Origin of the sequence: Flavobacterium piscis, assembly GCF_001686925.1 — a bacterium.
Classification (GTDB): Bacteria; Bacteroidota; Bacteroidia; order Flavobacteriales; family Flavobacteriaceae; genus Flavobacterium; species Flavobacterium piscis.
This window is the reverse complement of the sequence record NZ_LVEN01000008.1, coordinates 78,969-98,237: the sequence shown is the minus strand read 5'-3', so window position 1 is coordinate 98,237 and position 19,269 is coordinate 78,969. Positions and strand designations below refer to the sequence as shown.

The following is a 19,269-nucleotide window of genomic DNA, read 5'->3' as shown; positions in this document are numbered from 1 at the left end:
GATTAAAATGTTAAATTAATTCCTAATAAATAATTTCGGGTTGAAGGTGTATTAGTTCCAATAACCAAAAACCTTTTCGCATATGAATTTACTGCCTGATTTTCGTTTCCGAATGAATTTGTTTCCGGATCCATTCCAGACATTTTATGATAAGGAGAGAATAATACAAAAGGATTTTGTGCCGTGAAATATAGTCTCAGCTTTTCAATTCCTAAACTTCTCATAAACTGCTGATCTAATGTATACCCCAATGTTATTGCTCTGATTTTTACATAAGAAGCATCAAAATAACTCATTGTAGACATGTACTTCGGATTATCTCCGCTTCTGATACCTCTTGGATTAGGAAATTCAGCATCTCTGTTATCCGGTGTCCAGTAATCAACATCAACATTACTTTTTCTACCGTTAAGCTGATTAAGGTAACTTGCGCCTCCATAAAGTGTACTAATTAATACCCCTCCGCTTTTAAAAGCACCAACAGCAGAAAAATCAAAACCTTTATAATTTAAATTAGTATTAAATCCTCCCTGAAAATCCGGATCAGTATCTATTATTTGTCTGTCACTTGCGTTAATGGCACGCGTTGGCGAACCATCAGCATTAAAATCTCCTGTATATTTAACTTTAATAGATCCTACTACAGTTCCTTGTTGATTAATTCCTGTTGGACCTGGCTCGTAAACAGACATATAAGGATCGCCTTCCTGCCAAATACCTACTTTTTGATAATCATAAATAGAATTTATATTGTGTCCAACAAACCATGAGTTACTCTCATCTCTTGATGCTCCTGATGCAAGTTTAACCAACTTATTCTCGTTGGCATATAAGTTAAAACCAACCGACCATCTCAAACCATCCGGATTATCTATAATAACCCCATTTAAAGAAATTTCATACCCTTTATTTTCAGTTTCACCAATGTTTGCAGTATAGGCATTGATACCAGAGGTCACAGGTAAAGCTACTTTTTGTAAAACATCATTTGTATTGGTTTTGTAATATTCAACTGTACCTGATAAACGATTATTAAAGAATCCAAAATCTAATCCGTAATTCCAGGTTGTAGAAAACTCCCATCCTAAATTAGCATTTGGTGCATCCGTAAAATAAACACCTGTTAAATTTGTACCGCCAAAATTATAGGGTCTGGTACTTAAAGCGCCCAAAGTTGAATATGGAGCAATAGCCTGATTAGAGGTTTTTCCGTATCCTGCACGTAATTTAATTAAATTAACCCATGTAAGTTTTTTCATAAATGCTTCGTTAGAAACTGTCCAGCCTGCAGAAACAGCCGGATAAGTAAACCATTTATTGCCGGCAGCAAGTCTTGACGAACCATCTGATCGAATCGTTCCTGAAATAAAATATTTATTATCATAAGAATACATTGCTCTTGCCATATAGGAAGTTAATCCCCATTGTGTGTAATCCTGATCTTCAGGTTTGATAATAATAGGCTCTTCACTTTGTCCTAAGTTGTAAAACTGGAAAGCGTCAGAAGTAACTCCTCTGCGTGATATATCTGATTTATTTCCTGTATACTGTTCATTAGAATATAATCCGACAAAATTCACGGTGTGTTTCTCTGCAAAAGTCCTGTCATATGTGATCAAATTCTCGATAAGCCATTGTGTAGACAATTCATTTCTTATCGATGATTCTGATAGTGTGGCAGCATTAACATCAAATACGCCTTTACCCTCATAATAACCATTATTAGACGTACGCAAATTCAATCCTGTATTCATGCGATATTTTAATCCCTCTACTCCAGGTATTTTTACCTCGGCAAAAATATTATTATAAGTACTAAAAGCTCTGTTTAAGTTAACATACGAGTCGCCGAGATTATTGATTGATTCTCTTGTATAGACCCATTGTTCATCAGGACCCATTCTAACTGTCCTTTTTAATGATCCATCTGCATTGTACGGATTTGCCAACGGGGAAGTTCCCAATATATTTCCTGTACCAATGTTATCACCATTTGTAACAGCGTAGTTACTATTAGTATTAAAACCCAAACGAAATGATTTTCCTATTTGCTGGTCTAAACCTGCTCTAAGAGTAAAACGCTCATAGCTTTGACCAGGTAAAACAGCTTCTTCTTTGTAATAACCTAAACCCGCATTGTACGCACCTCCTTCAGTACCTCCGGTAACACTAACGTCATGACTAATCATTTCGCCGGCACCATAAAGTGCATCCTGCCAGTCCATATTTGTACTTCTTGATTCATCCAGACCATCAACATATAGTGTTGAATAATCGCGAAGGGCAGCAAACTTAGCACCATCCATCATATCGTATTTTCCAAAAACCTGCTTAATACCACTAAACCCATTATAATTAAATGTTGCTTTTTGGTTTTTACGTCCTTTATTACTTGTGATTAATATTACACCATTTGCTCCACGTGATCCATAAATAGCTGTAGCAGAAGCATCCTTCAAAATATCTACCGATTTAATATCAACAGGATTAATATCTCCAATTTGTCCGGCAAACGGAACCCCATCAAGTACAATTAGCGGATCATTGTCTCCTGTAAGAGATCTTGTCCCACGTATACGAATCTGCATCGCAGCTCCTGGTTTAGAAGAAGTCTGTAAAAGCTCCACACCGGCCAATCGACCTTGTAATGCCTGCGTTACGTTAGCAGCCTGAACTTGATTTAATTCGTTTCCTCCAATAGATGCTACGGATCCTGTTACGGCTTCTTTTCTTTGCGTTCCGTACCCAATAACAACTACCTCTTTTAAAATACCTGCATCTTCTTCTAGTTTTACATTAACCTGAGTTTGCCCGTTTAAGGCTATTTCTTTGTTTTTCAAACCTATAAAACTAAAAACAAGAATACCATTAGAAGGTGCATCGATAGAATAAGTACCGTCAAAACTTGTACTTACGCCAGTTTTTGTTCCTTTTAAATTTACATTCGCACCAGGAATTGGACCATTGGCATCTGATACAGTTCCGGTAACTTTTGTCTGCGCACCCGCATGGAGCGAAAGTGCAAACATTAAGATCAAAAAATAAAAGCATTTTTGATGCTTCAATTTACTTGTAACAAAAAAGTTATTCATAAAAATTGATGTTAGATAGTTAAAATTAAATTTTGGTTGAGTTAATAAGTGTATTAGTAACAAATATAAAAAAAATGAAACAATACACAATCGGTTGTTTGTTATTATTTTAAATATTTCATAAAAAAAACAACTTTAAAAAATATTCTGAATAATTATTAACCTAAAATAGTAAACAATATTCATTAACCCAATTCGTTTTAATTGTAATTTTAATAATAGTGAGGTATAATTTACATTTAATTAAAAAAAACATAAAAGTAAAACAGATAACGCTATTTGCTTCGAATTGTGGTTTTTTAAAGTAAAAATATTGTTAAAAAAGAGGAATACGAGATAATAAAGCCCTGTATTTACTATAAACAGCAGTTTAAGCAGGTTTCTTTTCTCAAAAAACAACCAAAAAGATGACAAAAACAATCGGTTGTTATTAAAAATAAAAAAGCTTCTTTCAAATTGGATTTGAAAGAAGCTTTTTAGAAGATTAAAACTGATTTTAAAATCAGCAAAAGTGATGTAGTAAACTAATAATAAGAATATTATAATTGCATTTTTTTGGCATCTTCAATAAATTGATTCAGTCCGATATCAGTTAACGGATGTTTTAAGAGGCCTTTTATTGCAGAAAGAGGCCCGGTCATCACATCTGAACCTATTTTTGCACAATTTACAATATGCATGGTATGCCTGATTGAAGCCGAGAGAATCTGGGTTTTGTATTCATAGTTATCATAAATTTCCCTGATCTCTTCTATTAAATGCATTCCGTCGGTTGAGATATCGTCCAGTCTTCCTAAAAAAGGTGAAACATAAGTTGCACCTGCTTTGGCGGCCAATAAAGCTTGTCCTGCCGAAAAGACCAATGTGACATTGGTTTTGATTCCTTTTGATGAAAAATATTTACAAGCCTTAATTCCATCTGCAATCATTGGTAATTTCACCACAATTTGCGGATGTAACGCAGCAAGCTCTTCTCCTTCTCTTACCATTCCATCAAAATCTGTTGAAACCACTTCTGCCGAAACATCTCCATCTACAATGTTGCAAATATCAAGATAGTGTTTCAAAATATTATCTTTTCCTGTAATGCCTTCTTTCGCCATTAACGACGGATTTGTCGTAACGCCATCTAAAACACCTAATTCCTGTGCTTCTTTAATGTCTTGTAAATTGGCAGTATCTATAAAAAATTTCATTTTTTTGTTTTTAATTTGGTTGGTTAATAAGCATTTTTTTTGTCATTCCCCGGAACGAGGAATGACAATGATAGTGGTTCTTTTGTGGGAAATATTTTCTTATAATTCTTGTCGAAAAGTGTACTATAAAAAGCGAACTGTATGTTAACTTTCTGTAACTATCACATAGCTATTATTAAATATACTGATTGATAATATTCTCAAACAATTCCTGTTTACCACTTTGCAATGCTAACTCACCATTTTGATTTGCGATATCGTACAAATCTTTCAGGTTTAATTTTCCTTCAGCAAAATCTTTCCCTTTTCCTGCATCAAATGAGCTGTATCTTTCTTTTCTCAGTTTTTCGTAAGGAGAAGAAGTAATAATTTTATCTGCAGTCAATAATGCTCTTGCAAAAGTATCTGCACCACCAATATGAGCAAGGAAAACATCTTCAATATCGGTTGAATTTCTTCTGATTTTAGCATCAAAGTTTACTCCGCCGCCTTGTAATCCGCCTGCTTTCAGAAAAACAAGCATTGCTTCTGTAGTTTCCTGAATGTTATTTGGAAATTGGTCTGTATCCCAGCCATTTTGATAATCTCCTCTATTAGCATCTATACTTCCTAACATTCCTGCTTTTGCAGCTACTTCGAGTTCATGCTGAAAAGTATGTTGTGCCAATGTGGCGTGGTTGACTTCGATATTAATTTTAAAATCTTTATCTAGGCCATATTCTTTTAAGAATCCAATTGCTGTTGCCGAGTCAAAATCGTATTGGTGTTTTGATGGTTCCATTGGTTTTGGCTCAATAAAGAAAGTTCCTTTAAAACCTTGTGATCTTGCATAATCTCTTGACATGGTTAAAAATTGTGCCATATGGTCTAATTCTCTTCCCATATCTGTGTTTAGTAAAGACATATAACCTTCACGCCCGCCCCAGAATACGTAGTTTTCTCCATCTAAAGCAATTGTTGCATCCAAAGCCAATTTTACCTGGCCTCCCGCTCTTGCCACTACATTAAAATCAGGATTTGTAGCTGCACCGTTCATAAATCTTGGGTTCGAAAAACAGTTTGAAGTTCCCCAAAGCAACTTAATTCCGGATTCAGCTTTTTTCTGTTTTAGATATTCTGTAATCGTTGCCAAACGTCTTTCTGATTCTGCAAACGTTGGTCCTTCGGCAACTAAATCATAATCGTGAAAACAGAAATAGTCAAATCCCATTTTGCTGATAAATTCAAAAGCAGCATCTGCTTTATCTTTCGCTGCCTGAATTGGATCTGAAGACTGATCCCACGCAAAATTTTGCGTTCCGGGACCAAACGGATCACTTCCTTGTCCGCAGAAGGTATGCCAGTATGCAATAGCAAATCTAAAGTGCTCACGCATTGTTTTTCCGGCAACAACCTGATCCGGATTGTAATATTTAAATGCCAATGGATTATCAGATTCTTTTCCTTCAAATTTAATTGCACCAATACCTTTGTAGTATTCTTTATTTCCTAAAACTATCATTTTTTTATTTTTTATGTGTTAATATAAATTCTAATTCTTGTTTCCATTTTTGATAAGCCTTGTCATAAGGCTCTTTGTTTTTTAATGGTAAAAAAGTCATTACGTGATCATTAGTAGTAATACTTGATCCAAATTTATTGTAATCGCCATCTTTTAAACCTACTGCTCTTGCTGCTCCAACTGCACCTGTTGTGTTGTAAATTTCGATTTCATGACCAATTAATGTTGCCACCGTATTAGAGAAAATCTCAGAACGGAATAAATTATCATTACCGGCTCTAATTACATTTATTGTTGCATTGTCTTCTTTTAAGCATTCCATTCCGTACACAAACGAAAAAGCAATTCCTTCAAGCGAAGCCCTGAATAAATGTGCGCTATTGTGAATATTTAAATTGAGATTTAAAAAGTGTGTTCCAATGTTTTTATTGTTGAACATACGCTCTGCACCATTTCCAAACGGAATTACCACTAATCCATCAGATCCAATACCAATTTTAGAGGCTTTTCGGTTCATGGATTCGTAGGTTTCATCACCAATATTGTTTCGCAGCCAACGGTACTGAATTCCGGCTCCGTTAATATTTAATAATTTTCCTATTCTTGGTGTTTCCAATTCGTAATTAACGTGAACAAAATTGTTTACCCTGTTTGTTTTATTACCTGCAGACATATCGCTTACGGCATAAAAAACGCCTGAAGTTCCGCATGTTGCAGCAACTTCACCAGGATTTAATACATTTAACGACAATGCATTATTAGGCTGATCTCCTGCTCTGTATACCACAGAAATCCCCACAGGAAGTCCTGTTTCTTTTGATGCTTTTTCGTTTAAAACACCTTGATCTGTAAAATTTTCCACAATATCCGGCGTCAATGACTGATCGATTCCGTAATAATCCAACAGCCATCTGGCTACTTTGTTTTCTTTATAATCCCAAAGCATACCTTCGGACAAACCATTTTTTGTTGTTGTAATGGCTCCTGTAAGCTTATACGCGATATAATCTCCCGGCAGCATATATTTATAAACCTGTTTATAAATTTCAGGTTCATTTTCTTTTACCCATTTTAGTTTTGAAGCTGTAAAATTTCCCGGAGAATTCAGTAAATGTTCCGAGCATTTTTCCGCTCCAATTTCGGCGAAAGCCTCATTACCAATTTCAACCGCACGGCTGTCGCACCAAATAATAGAATTTCGGAGTGCATTACCATCCTTATCCACAATAACCAATCCATGCATTTGATAAGATATCCCAATTCCCTGAATTTTAGAAGCTTCGATATTGGCTTCACGAATTGCTCTTTTTGTGGCTACACAAATGTGCTGCCACCACATTTCAGGATCCTGTTCTGCCCAGTCCGGATGCAATGACACAATTTCCATTTCGTTTTGCGGTTCGTGCAAAACGATTATTTTTTTTCCTGTAGCAGCTTCAACCAAGGCAACCTTGACCGAAGAACTTCCAATATCATATCCTATATAATACATACCTTATAATGAATTTCTTAAATTAAATTTGTTGGCACATCATAGTGAACCATCTTATTGTGCGTGATGAAATCCGCCGCTTTTGTTCCTAATGATGCAAAATAGGAATGAAAAATAAAACCTAAATTTACATACATCATTATTTAAAAATTAAAATTAAGCTCTCTTTGCGATAATACTTCCTGCTGTTTTAAATTGATCGTGTAAAATTTGGCAGCCCTGTGCGAAACAGCTTCTTCTTTTTCATTTGAATCGTGCACTAAATCCATTTGCAATATCTTTCGTCTAAAATTAGATTTATTGATTTCGATGCCGAGGATTTCTTCATAAAGATGTATGACTTGCAGTAAAGTAAATTTTTCCGGCAGTAAATTAAATCCAATGGCACTTTTGCAAATATTCTTTCGTAATTCTTTCAAACTATAATCCAGAATTACTTTATGTTTATCGTTTAAACCTGAAATTTCGTTAATACCAATCCATGCAACATTTGGATTAAAAATATCATTTTCGATATCTTCTATATTTTTTTTTACCATCGCATAATATCCTATCGCAATATCTTCCTGAGAGGACGATGAAGACGGATAACCAAAGGCTTTTAATTGCTCCAGAAAGAAATTATCAACGCCTATGTACTTTTTTAAAATATTTTGTGCGGTTCCTGATATTGTATCCCCTTCTTTTATATAATCCTTAGCTAGCTCAAAGTTTAGTTTTCCCTGATTGTCTTTATGTTTAACCAGTAAAACTTTCAGGCTTTCGCCTTCAAAATTAAAGATTACACAATCAATTTCTATTCTGTTTGAAGTATATTGGCTGCTACTATTTTTTATTTTTTCATCTCCCCTTTCCATAGAAAATAAAATTTTAGCGTCTTACTATTATTTTCACAATAAACCGAAATCTTAATCCATCATTCTCCTTATGCCATAAGGGTCTATAGTTACAATTGTACCATCCTCGAGATAATCGATTTTAGTTACCTTCATACTTCTCAAATGCGTAATTCCTTTTGACAAACTCGAATCATGATAAAATAAATACCATTCATCATCTACTTTACAAATAGAATGATGTGAGGTCCATCCTACAACCGGATTTAAAATTCGGCCCTGATAAGTAAACGGTCCATAAGGACTATCTCCTGTCGCGTAACAAATAAAATGAGTATCGCCTGTAGAATATGAAAAATAGTATTTCCCATTATACTTATGTACCCACGAAGCCTCAAAAAAACGTTTTTCATTATTTCCCGCCAATATTACTTTACCATTTTCATCAAAAATTTGGATTTCTTTTGGTTCTTCGGCAAATCCTAACATATCCTGCGTTAATAAGGCTACTATTGGCCCTAAAGCAGGCTCATTATCCGTTGGTTCTTCATAATTTACATCGTATTTATTGTTTCTGTATTTTTGAAGTTGTCCTCCCCAAATACCTCCAAAATAAATATAATGTTCTCCATTATCATCCTCAAAAACAGCAGGATCAATACTATAACTCCCTTTTATAGGCTCGGGCTCCGGTAAAAAAGGTCCAACGGGTGAATCGCTGCTTGCAACTCCAATCTGGAAAATTCCGTCAGCACGTTTCGCAGGAAAATACAAATAAAATTTTCCGTTTTTACAAGCGGCGTCAGGTGCCCACATTTGCTTTTCTGCCCACGGCACATCCTTTACATGCAATGCCACACCATTATCCAAAGTTTCTGAATTGATATTTTCCATTGAAAACACATGATAATCTTCCATACCAAAATGATCTCCGTTATCATTAAACGGAATACCGGCATCTATGTCGTGTGATGGATAAATATAAATTTTACCATTGAATACATGTGCAGACGGATCTGCTGTATAAATATGAGACACCAAAGGCTGTGAAATGGCTTCTTTATTAATTTGCTCGAAATTAATTTCTTCAATACTATCTTCAGGCATAGTCGTTTTTTTTGTTTTATATAAAATAATTAAGTTCTTCTTTCTTTTAAATCTGCCTCTATCTGTACTTCCGTCTTTTTATCAATTTTATAGAAAAACAATAAGGCAACGCCCGTTAAAAAAGGGATTGCAGGAAAAACACTGACCAATAATTTGATTCCGTTTATAGCAAAATCTGTTTGGGTTGGAGAATTTGGCACATAATGAAAATATCCTAAAAACAGGGTTGTCAATGAACCGCCAATACTTAAACCTGCTTTTAAACCTACCATCATAGCCGAAAAAATAATGGCCGTAGCACGACGATTATTCAGCCATTCCGAATAATCGGCAACATCTGCAATCATTGCCCAAAGAAGCGGAATTGTGATTCCGTAGAAAAATCCGTGTAAAATCTGAGAGAAAAAGATAAAGCCAATAGCTTTGGGCGGAAAGAAATAAAAGGCGAGAACAAATAAGGTCGAAATAAATAAAAACAAACCAAATACATTTCTCTTACCGTATTTATCAGCCAAACCTTTAGACAAGGTAATTCCGACGATCATAAAGATAATTCCGCCTGCATTAAACAATCCAAAACCTGCAGAAACGGGATCATTCCCAAAATGATTCAATCCTGTTTTTGACAACACCTCCAAAATGGGCTGTATAAAAAGAGCCAATTGTTCTTTATCTACATAATTTTCAAAATAGTACACATAAGATCCGCCTTTCATCGCCAAAGTAATAAATACTAATGTGGTAAGACTTAGCATGATAACCCAAGGCTTGTTTTTCATTAAATCGCTTAAATCTTCACGCACGCTGGATTTTTGTTCCGGTTTAGGAATAATACGCTCTTTTGTAGTTAAAAAAGTAATGAGCAGCATAATGGTACCAATGATTGCTAAAACGGTCATTACTTTTTCGATACCAATTGCCTTGTCTCCGTTTCCGGCACTTTTGATAATGCCAAGCATGAAAACCTGAACAAAAAATTGTGCAAACATTACCGCTACAAAACGATAAGAGGACAAACTGTTTCTTTCTTTCATATCGCCTGTTATTACTCCGCTTAAAGCCGAATAAGGCAAATTATTACCGGCATAAAAAAGCAGTAATAAGGTATAGGTTACTACGGCATAAATTACTTTTCCGTGGTACGAGAAATTGGGTGTTGTAAATGCCAGTAATGCAATTACACCTAGCGGTATGGCCGTTATTAGTATCCATGGTCTGAATTTTCCCCATCTGGTAATGGTACGGTCGGCGAGTATACCAATAATAGGATTAAAAATAAAAGCTGCAATTAGTCCTACAACAAGCATGATGATAGACGAATGCGTAGGAGATAAACCGTAAATATCTGTATAGAAATACGCCAGATAGGTCATCAAAGTCTGGAAAACTAAATTCGCAGCAAGGTCTCCTAAACTATAGCCGATTTTTTCTTTAATGGATAATTTTTGTGAAATGTAATTCATTATTTATGTGGTTATTGTTTGGCTGAAATTAGATTCTGTTTTTCTAAATTCGAAATAGATAGTTATAGTGACAAAGCAATTATTTATTAAAACAATCGGTTGTGTAAAATTATACAAAAAAACATAATATGCAACTGCGTAACAAACTATTAAATGAATGTAATCAATTTACACATTCGGTTGTGTATTTAATAATAAAAAATGTTTTTAAGCATCGTTTTTTATTATTTTGTATCATTCTGCTTCATTACCTCGTAATACGCTTTCTTGGGTTTTAAGTCTTTATCGAATAATAACGGATAATTTGTTCTTCCTTTTACAGGCCAGTCGTTTAACCACGATTGCCCATCATGAACTCCCCAAAATGTTACACGGCTAATTTTGTCTTTATGCTTTAAAAATAATTTAAAGATTGAAGCGTAACGATCTGCAAGTTTAACCTGTACAGAATCGGGAAGTGTTTTAGGATACGGATTCATTTTAGCATTTCCTTCAAAATTCTGATTTACATCGGCGCCGCTTAAATCTTTTGGATTTGGCAGTACCGAAATATCAAGTTCAGTAAATGCAACTTTAATACCCAGGGCAGAATACTCCAAAATACTTTTTTCAATTTCTGCTAATGATGGATAATTCAGTTTCCAATGCGCCTGAATACCTACTCCGTCAATTTTTCCTCCGCCTGCTTTGATTTTTTTGATCAAATTAATATTTCCTTCCCTTTTTGCAGGCTCTTCATTATTATAATCATTGTAATACAAATCTACTTTAGGATCTGCTGCAGCGGCTAGTTTGAAGGCATCAACAAGGTATTTTTCTCCAAGTGTGTTTAAAAATATCGATTTTCTTAAAGTTCCGTCTTCATTTAAAGCTTCATTAACAACATCCCACGAATCAACCCTGCCTTTGTATTTGGATACAATTGTGGTGATATGGTCTTTCATAAAAGCTCTCATTGCTGTACTATCCTTAATTTTTTCCATCCATGGCGCCAATTGGCTGTGCCAGATCAAGGTATGACCGTGAATAAACATTTTATTTTTCTCACCATAGGCTACGAACTTGTCTGATAATGTAAAATCGTATTTGTCTTTTTCAGGATGTATAAACATCGATTTCATAATATTCTCTGCCGTTATCGCATTAAATTCTTTTTTTATTAAAGAATCTTCTTTGGCATTTTTTTCTTCAATCTGATCTTTACTTAAAGCAGTTCCTATATAAAAATCGTTTTTATAACTGTCTTTTAACGAAACAGTTTGTACTTCTTTTTTCGAATTGCAGCTGCCTAAAATTACAAGAGACAGGAGCAGCAAACGGTGATTGATTAATTTCATATTAAATGGTTTAAAATTAGTAGTAAGCACGTTGTTGGTAATTATTTTTTTAACACATAGATTTTGTGTTGATTTCAAAATATTTTTTTTTAAAATTTTAATAGTAAAGCTCCGGAAAAGCATAATATTTATAGCCAATATAACACGTTTATTGTATTAAAGTATTGCTGGGCAAGTCATTAAGTTAAGCTTTTAGAAAATAAAATTAATCTAGCCAAGGCGCTGAGACGCAAAGTTGAAACTCAATATTGTCATTTCGACGAAGGAGAAATCATACTCGGGCTTCGATAAAAATTGGCGATTTTAATTGTGGAATTTCTAGTGTGATTTCTCCTTCGTCGAAATGACAAAACCTTGCTGTTTTACCTCAACTCTTTCAGTTTATAAGCAATTCCCATTTCAAGACCTCTTAATTCGGCTAATCCTTTTAATCTTCCTACCAGTGAATATCCGGGATATGTTTCTTTTGCGTCATCGACAGCATGCAAAAAGCCATGATCGGGACGCATTGGTAAACTCACTTTTGTTTTGTTCATTAAAAGAAGCAGTTTTTCTACAATAATTTCCATTTTTGTATCTCCTTTTAAATGTTCTGATTCCCTGAAAACAGTTTCGCTTTCGCGGAAAGTATTTCGAAGATGCAAAAAGTGAATTCGGTCTCCAAAATCATCTATAATTTTCTCCAGATTATTTTCCGTATTTGCCCCTAAAGAACCGGTGCAATAACACAAACCGTTTGAGTGTAAAGGAATTGCTTCAAAAATAGTTTTAATATCATTTTCTGTAGAAACAATTCTGGGCAATCCCAAAACCGAAAATGGCGGATCATCAGGATGAATGGCTAATTGCGACCCTAATTCCTGAGCAATTGGTGCAACCTCTGATAAAAAGTAAATCAGGTTTTCTCTTAGTTTTTCATTATCGATATCGGCATAATTATCCAATAGCGATAGAATTTGTTCTGCAGTAAAATTGATTTTACTTCCCGGCAAACCTAATAGTACATTTTTAAAAAGCAGTTCTTTTTCATCATCAGAAAGTTTGTTGCCAAATTTCAATGCATTTTCCTTTTCAATTACAGTATAATCGTTTTCAGCACCTGGCCTTTTTAAAAGATACACATCAAAGTAGGTAAACGCTTCCTGATTGTATAACAAGGCTTTACTCCCGTCTTCATTTACAAAATCATGATCGGTTCGAACCCAGTCTAAAATGGGCATAAAATTATAAGTGATTGTTTTAATACCGCAATCAGAAAGGTTTTTTATACTGATTTTATAGTTCTCAATGAATTGTAAATAATTTCCGCTTGCTCTTTTAATCTCTTCATGAACCGGCAAACTTTCTACAACTGTCCATTCTAATCCTGCGTTTTTAATTAGTTCCTGTCTTTCTTTAATATCTTCAATTGTCCAAATATCTCCAACCGGAATTTGGTGCAAAGCCGTTACAATCCCGGTTGCTCCGGCTTGTTTAATATCTACTAATTTTACAGAATCCTGAGGACCAAACCAACGCATGGTTTGTTGCATTTTTATCATGATATCTATTCCTTTTAATTAAAAGCCAATACTGTTTCCGCCATCAACCGGCAAAATAGTTCCTGTTGTAAATTTAGATTCGCTTGACGCAAAATAAAAAACCGCATCTGCAATATCCGAAGGTTCTCCTAAAATTCCCATTGGAGTTCTCGACAGCACTTTATTTTTACGTTCCGGATCACTGTCCAGCGCTTTTGCCGACATTTTGGTTTTTATAAAACCCGGAGCCACACAATTGACACGAATGCCAAACGGAGCCAATTCTACTGCCATCGCTCTTGTCATAGATTCTATTGCGCCTTTACTTGCCGAGTAAGCAATTACTTTTGGAATTCCGTATTGCGATGCCATTGAACTAATATTGATAATATTTCCGCCGTTATTATCTTTCATGTTTTTTACTACAGCTTTACTCACGGCAAAAACACTTAACAAATTAGTATGAATTATCGAAAGAAAATCTTCATCGGTTACATCCAAAAACTCTTTCTTTAAATTAATTCCGGCATTATTTACCAAAATATCGATAGGATTATTTTTTGTTATACTTGCCATCATCGCAGGAATTCCCGCAATATCATTCAAATCAAATAAAACAGGAATTGCATTTGCACCAATTTCAGCGCAAGCTTCTTCTGTTTTTTCTTTTGATCTTCCAATGATATAGGTTGTGATTCCGTTATCACATAATTTCTTCGCGGTTGCAAAACCTAAACCTGAATTTCCTCCGGTTACAATTGCTGTTTTTGTATTCATATTATTTTTTTTATGTACTTAATTTCCCGGTGCAAACGGAAATTTTAATGATTTGAAATACTCTAAAGTTTGTGTTGGTTTTTCTACTCCAACCGGTAATTCTTTACCTGAATATTGCTGAAAATACAGCAAACAGGCATCGCGCCACCATTTTGATTCTTTATATTGAATTTCCAGCAACATTTGAACTTCTTTAAAACGTTCGCTGTCCACATATTTTTCCGCTTTATTCCAGGTGTTTTGCATTTCCTGAACCTGATTTACTCCTTCTTGGTATTTTAAAGCCAAACCGTTCCAGAGTGTTTGGCCATTTTTTAATTTGTAATCCCACGATACATGATGAAACCATAATAAATCCTGTTCAGGACAAGTTTTTAGATTGTCAAAAACCTGCTCTACTTCCGCCGCATATTGACCTGTGGCATTGGTTCCTGTTTTTGATCGGTCGAAACCAATTCCATTTTTATCTGCTTTGTGATAATAAGTTGGATTCCATTCTGGTCTGGATAAATTAGAAACCCACGGTCCCGGACCATAGTGATGCCCTGTATCCATAATATGATGCAAACCAAGTGGTGTCATATAATTTACAACCGCTTCCCGTGACGTTAACAATATTTCCTTGACTGGTTTAATGAAGTTTTCATTGTTCGAAAAAGTACATCGCAACCATTCATCAGCGATTATTTCCGAATTTAAATAAGGATCCCATGCTAATCTTCCGAAACCGTACCAATTTGCCTGTGCAAAAGGATGCCCGGTCCAGTTGAGATCATTTCCTATATTCGAAACCCCGGCAATTCCGGTAAGCTTATGTTGAGTTAAAGTTCCATCAACGACTTTGGCAACGGTTGAACCTTTTCCTTTTTGAAAAGTATCTGATTCCAGAACTTCCTGAAATAATTTTGGCAGAAAAACCAAATGGGTACTAAAACCTAAATATTCCTGTGTAATTTGAAATTCCATCATAATTGGCGTTTTTGGCATTGCGCCAAAGAGAGGATGAAAAGGCTCTCTGGGCTGAAAATCGATCGCGCCATTTTTTACCTGAACAATTACATTGTCTTTAAATTTTCCGTCATAGGGCTGAAATTCGGCGTAAGCTTGTTTCGCCCTGTCATTTGCATCATGTTCAGAATATACAAATGCTCTCCACATAATAACGCCGCCAAAAGGTGCTACGGCATCTGCTAACATATTGGCTCCGTCGACATGATCTCTTCCGTAATTTTGAGGTCCGGGTTGTCCTTCAGAATTTGCTTTTACCAGAAATCCTCCAAAATCAGGAATTCTTTTATAAATCTCTTTTGCTTTCTCTTTCCACCAATTGGCTACTTTCGCATCTTTTGGATCGGCTGTTTTTAAACCGCCAATTTCTATTGGTGCCGAAAAACGGGCTGTTAAATATACTTTTATTCCGTAAGGACGAAATACATTCGCTAAAGCTTCTACTTTTTCCAGGTATTGAGGAGTCAAAATCAACGCATTTGCATTTACATTGGTTAAAACTGTTCCGTTGATCCCAATCGAGGCATTTGCCCTTGCATAATCAATATAACGCTGATCTATAAAATCAGGTAATTTTTGCCAATTCCATAACGAAAAGCCAGCATAACCACGCTCGACAGTTCTGTCTAAATTGTCCCAATGGTTTAATAGACGAAGATTTATTTTTGGAGCATCAACAATTTTTAAATCTGTGATTGATTTATTGGTTTGCATTAATCTTAAAAAGTGATACACACCGTACAAAACCCCAACATCACTTTTTCCGGCAATGACAATTTGTTTCTTATTTTTTAAGGAAATGGATTTAATGATAAAACCTTCTTTATTAATCTGATCAAAACTTCCTATTTCTTTTTGAATTTCAGGATCTAGTACTTCTTTAGAACCTAAAATAATATTGTGATCTCCTCCAGCCATTTTTTTAATTTCAAATTCCTTTCCTAACATCCCGCTCAAACCTAACCGTAGTTCTGCACAGGCAATTTTTATAGTCTCAGATTTTCCAAAAGAAACGATTCCCTGAATATTAAAATGATATCCAGCCGCTACGTCAGCATCAGTAGTCTTATTGTATTGCAACCATAATTTATAGTCCTTTTGAGCCGAAGCGGACCAACAAACTACAAAAATAAGTACAATGGATTGGGTAAAAGTCTTTTTTAATTGCGTCATTTTATAGTTGCTGTTTTTAAATTTATCATTGAGGCGAAAATTACAAATTCAGTTAAAATATTACTATTTGGTAAAAAAAATGCCAAAAAAATATATTATTAAGAATATTAAAGCTTGTGCAATCGGTTGTGCTAAAATACAAAAATATGCCAATAAAAAAATAAAAAACAATTTATTTTCCTGTTTTGCTCTTTTATTAAGGTACTGAATTATTATCCATGGAGCTTAAAAAGAATTTGTATAGAAAAAAAATAACCTGTTAATACAGCGATTAACAGGTTATAAGATCGTTTTAAATAAATTCTAAATCCGCTTTGAAGATTCACGAATAAGGACTTGTGTATTTAAAAATGTTATTTCTTTAGCATCCTCTTCTTCTTTAGAAGATTTTAGATTTTTAATAATTAATTCGGCCGCGGCTCTCCCCATCTTCTCCGCAGGATGTGTGATAGTCGAAATATTAGGCTCAATGATTTCTGAGATTGGATCATTATTAAATCCTATTACTGCAAAATCTTGTGGTATTTTAATTCCTCTTTTTTTAGCCGTTTGAACAGCGCTGACAGCAAGAATATCTCCAGGCGCAAAAAGCCCGTCAGGAGGAAGCTTTAAATCAAATAATTTATTGCAGGCCTTTACACCATCTTCATACGTCATTTCTTTTAGACTTATAATCAAATCGTCTTCTACAGAAAGTTCATGTTCTAATAATGCATCAATATAACCTCTTTTACGTTCATTATATAAAGTTCCAAATTCTGATCCGGCAGTTAGATGAGCAATTCTCCTGCATCCTTGTTCGATCAGGTGCTTTGTCGCCTTATAACCAGCCAGGTAATTATTAATTACAACACGAAATGTATCATAATCTCTTGGAACCCTGTCAACAAATACAAGGGGAATATTATTGTTGGAAAATTGCTGAAAATGAGAAGTATCCTTAGTCTCCATTGCCAGAGAGCAAATAACTCCACTTACCCTGTTACTATATAAGGATTTTGCCAGATCTACTTCTGTCTCGTACGAATCATGCGACTGCATAATAAGTACCGAATATTCAGACTTTTGAGCGGCAATTTCGATACCACTAATCAAAGAAGATAAAAAGGGCTGGGTTATCGTTGGGATTAAAACACCAATAGTTCTTGATTTATTGCCTCTTAAACCCGCAGCCAGAGTATTTGGGACAAAACCCATTTCCTTGGCCGTTTGCTTCACCTTTTTAATTGTCTTATCACTAATAGTATGATGATCTTTTAAAGCTCTAGAAATTGTCGATGTCGCAAGATTAAGCTTCTCGGCAATATCGTATATCGTTACGTGTTTATGTTCTTCCATTACTTACTATAGTATAATGAGTAAATGTAATTATTTTAATTCTATTACAGTTGAAAAAATTTCTTTTCACACAATCGGTTGTTCGATTTAGTCCTTTTACTATAAAATGCTATCTTCATCTTTATTCTGCTAAAAAAGAATAAGTATTGTTTGGTTTATTTTGTTCAGATTCTTATCATTGTATTTCGACATCTTTTAATTCAAGTAATACTGCACTACTAATACTGCATCGAAAAATAAATGACTGTACAAGATTTAATTGGTAATTATTCCATTTCAGGAAGCAATCAGGACGAAAGTAATCAAATAACATATAAAGGTATTTTGAGTCTTTCGCTCGATGAAAACAATCGCATTATTGCTAACTGGCTAATCAACAATACCCAACAACAAAACGGTCATGGTTTTTTTAAAGATAATATTTTAGTCATTAACTTTAACTACAGAGGAGATGACAAAAAAATATACAAAGGGATAGCTGTTTACAGATGCATCAACAAAGATGTACTGGAAGGCTTTTGGTCCGAAAAACACGGAAATCCGCTCTATTTAGGTACAGAGCACTGTTTAAGGCTCAATAATAAAAATCTAAACTAGACTGGGTTTATTATACTTTTTTTATTTCTCTATTTACAAAAATGCGATAACCGCTTTTTAAGATCGCGGTTTAGGCAGGTTTCTGTCGTACATAATAATAGTTCCTGCAACAGCTACATTTAAACTTTTTTCTGATTTAAATTTAATTAAATGATGGCATTTATCCATTACTTTTCTGGATAAGCCATGGTCTTCTGCTCCCAATAAATAAACACAACGGCGCGGATGTTCAAAGGTTTCTAAATCTGAAGCTTTTTCATCTAATTCAACACCAACCAATCGGGCGCCTTTAGGTAAGTTGTCAAAAAATGCTTCAAAAGTATCGTAATGAAAATAAGGAATTGCTTTTACTGCATCGTGAGTATCACAGGCTTGTTTGGCATATCGATTACCAATAGTAAAGATAAAAGTAGCTCCTAAGTTTTGAGCCGATCGCCACAAAACACCTAAATTTTCAGGCGTTTTTCCATTTTGTATTCCTATTCCGAAATATTCATTTATAAAATTATCATTCATAAAGGCAAAAATACAAACTGTAAATAGATAAATCAATTTTTATATGAAGAAGAACAAAAATCCTTTTCAGGACATATTTAAATATTTCTATTACAGTTACTTTATTAGGACTTTCTTCCATAAGATCAAGCTTGCAGACTTCGCAACTATAAACATCTGCTTATTTTATCTTTTACCAAAATCCTCTTTTGCACAGCTTTTTTAATCGCAATTATTACTAAACAACTAGATTTCAATTCAAAATAAAATGTTAATTACAAGCTTTTGATCTTAATAATTGGTTTAAAATAATCAATAAAGTAAGACAATTCTCTTA

General features: G+C 34.5%; 14 protein-coding genes. 1 reads left to right on the top strand and 13 read right to left on the bottom strand.

What is annotated here, in order from left to right:
• Positions 1-2: 2 nt before the first annotated feature.
• From FLP_RS05195 to FLP_RS05135, 12 genes are all read right to left on the bottom strand, one after another.
• Positions 3-3,092, bottom strand: coding sequence for a SusC/RagA family TonB-linked outer membrane protein (locus FLP_RS05195; protein ID WP_065448462.1), 3,090 nt, complete (start codon positions 3,090-3,092; stop codon positions 3-5).
• Positions 3,093-3,631: 539 nt separating this feature from the next.
• Positions 3,632-4,288: a fructose-6-phosphate aldolase gene (fsa, locus tag FLP_RS05190; RefSeq protein WP_065448461.1), complete on the bottom strand. Its 657-nt coding sequence runs from the start codon at positions 4,286-4,288 to the stop codon at positions 3,632-3,634.
• A gap of 175 nt (positions 4,289-4,463) precedes the next feature.
• On the bottom strand, positions 4,464-5,789 hold the full coding sequence (xylA, locus tag FLP_RS05185) for a xylose isomerase (RefSeq protein ID WP_065448460.1): 1,326 nt from the start codon (positions 5,787-5,789) through the stop codon (positions 4,464-4,466).
• Between the two features lie 4 nt (positions 5,790-5,793).
• Positions 5,794-7,281 carry a xylulokinase gene (locus FLP_RS05180; protein WP_065448459.1) on the bottom strand — a complete coding sequence of 496 codons (1,488 nt, stop codon included), beginning with the start codon at positions 7,279-7,281 and terminating at the stop codon, positions 5,794-5,796.
• A gap of 143 nt (positions 7,282-7,424) precedes the next feature.
• Entirely contained in the window at positions 7,425-8,138 is a 714-nt protein-coding gene (locus FLP_RS05175; RefSeq protein WP_065448458.1) for an NUDIX hydrolase, read from the bottom strand.
• A gap of 51 nt (positions 8,139-8,189) precedes the next feature.
• Positions 8,190-9,224 (bottom strand): glycoside hydrolase family 43 protein, encoded by a 1,035-nt coding sequence (locus tag FLP_RS05170; RefSeq protein WP_065448457.1) that lies wholly within the window; start codon positions 9,222-9,224, stop codon positions 8,190-8,192.
• Between the two features lie 29 nt (positions 9,225-9,253).
• Positions 9,254-10,687 carry an MFS transporter gene (locus tag FLP_RS05165; RefSeq protein WP_065448456.1) on the bottom strand — a complete coding sequence of 478 codons (1,434 nt, stop codon included), beginning with the start codon at positions 10,685-10,687 and terminating at the stop codon, positions 9,254-9,256.
• 224 nt (positions 10,688-10,911) lie between these two features.
• A complete protein-coding gene (locus FLP_RS05160) occupies positions 10,912-12,024 on the bottom strand; it encodes an endo-1,4-beta-xylanase (protein WP_065448525.1) in 1,113 nt (370 codons plus the stop codon).
• Between the two features lie 362 nt (positions 12,025-12,386).
• Positions 12,387-13,556 carry a mannonate dehydratase gene (gene uxuA, locus FLP_RS05155; protein WP_089477433.1) on the bottom strand — a complete coding sequence of 390 codons (1,170 nt, stop codon included), beginning with the start codon at positions 13,554-13,556 and terminating at the stop codon, positions 12,387-12,389.
• A 27-nt stretch (positions 13,557-13,583) separates the two neighbouring features.
• Positions 13,584-14,321: an SDR family NAD(P)-dependent oxidoreductase gene (locus FLP_RS05150; protein WP_065448454.1), complete on the bottom strand. Its 738-nt coding sequence runs from the start codon at positions 14,319-14,321 to the stop codon at positions 13,584-13,586.
• Positions 14,322-14,339: 18 nt separating this feature from the next.
• On the bottom strand, positions 14,340-16,502 hold the full coding sequence (locus tag FLP_RS05145; protein ID WP_065448453.1) for an alpha-glucuronidase family glycosyl hydrolase: 2,163 nt from the start codon (positions 16,500-16,502) through the stop codon (positions 14,340-14,342).
• A gap of 303 nt (positions 16,503-16,805) precedes the next feature.
• A complete protein-coding gene (locus FLP_RS05135) occupies positions 16,806-17,840 on the bottom strand; it encodes a LacI family DNA-binding transcriptional regulator (protein ID WP_065448451.1) in 1,035 nt (344 codons plus the stop codon).
• Positions 17,841-18,080: 240 nt separating this feature from the next.
• Here FLP_RS05135 and FLP_RS05130 point away from each other — a divergent pair, with 240 nt between their 5' ends.
• Entirely contained in the window at positions 18,081-18,437 is a 357-nt protein-coding gene (locus FLP_RS05130; protein ID WP_065448450.1) for a hypothetical protein, read from the top strand.
• A 57-nt stretch (positions 18,438-18,494) separates the two neighbouring features.
• Here the strand turns inward: FLP_RS05130 and FLP_RS05125 are convergent, their stop codons facing one another.
• Positions 18,495-18,953 carry an RNA methyltransferase gene (locus tag FLP_RS05125; RefSeq protein ID WP_065448449.1) on the bottom strand — a complete coding sequence of 153 codons (459 nt, stop codon included), beginning with the start codon at positions 18,951-18,953 and terminating at the stop codon, positions 18,495-18,497.
• Between the last annotated feature and the right edge of the window lie 316 nt (positions 18,954-19,269).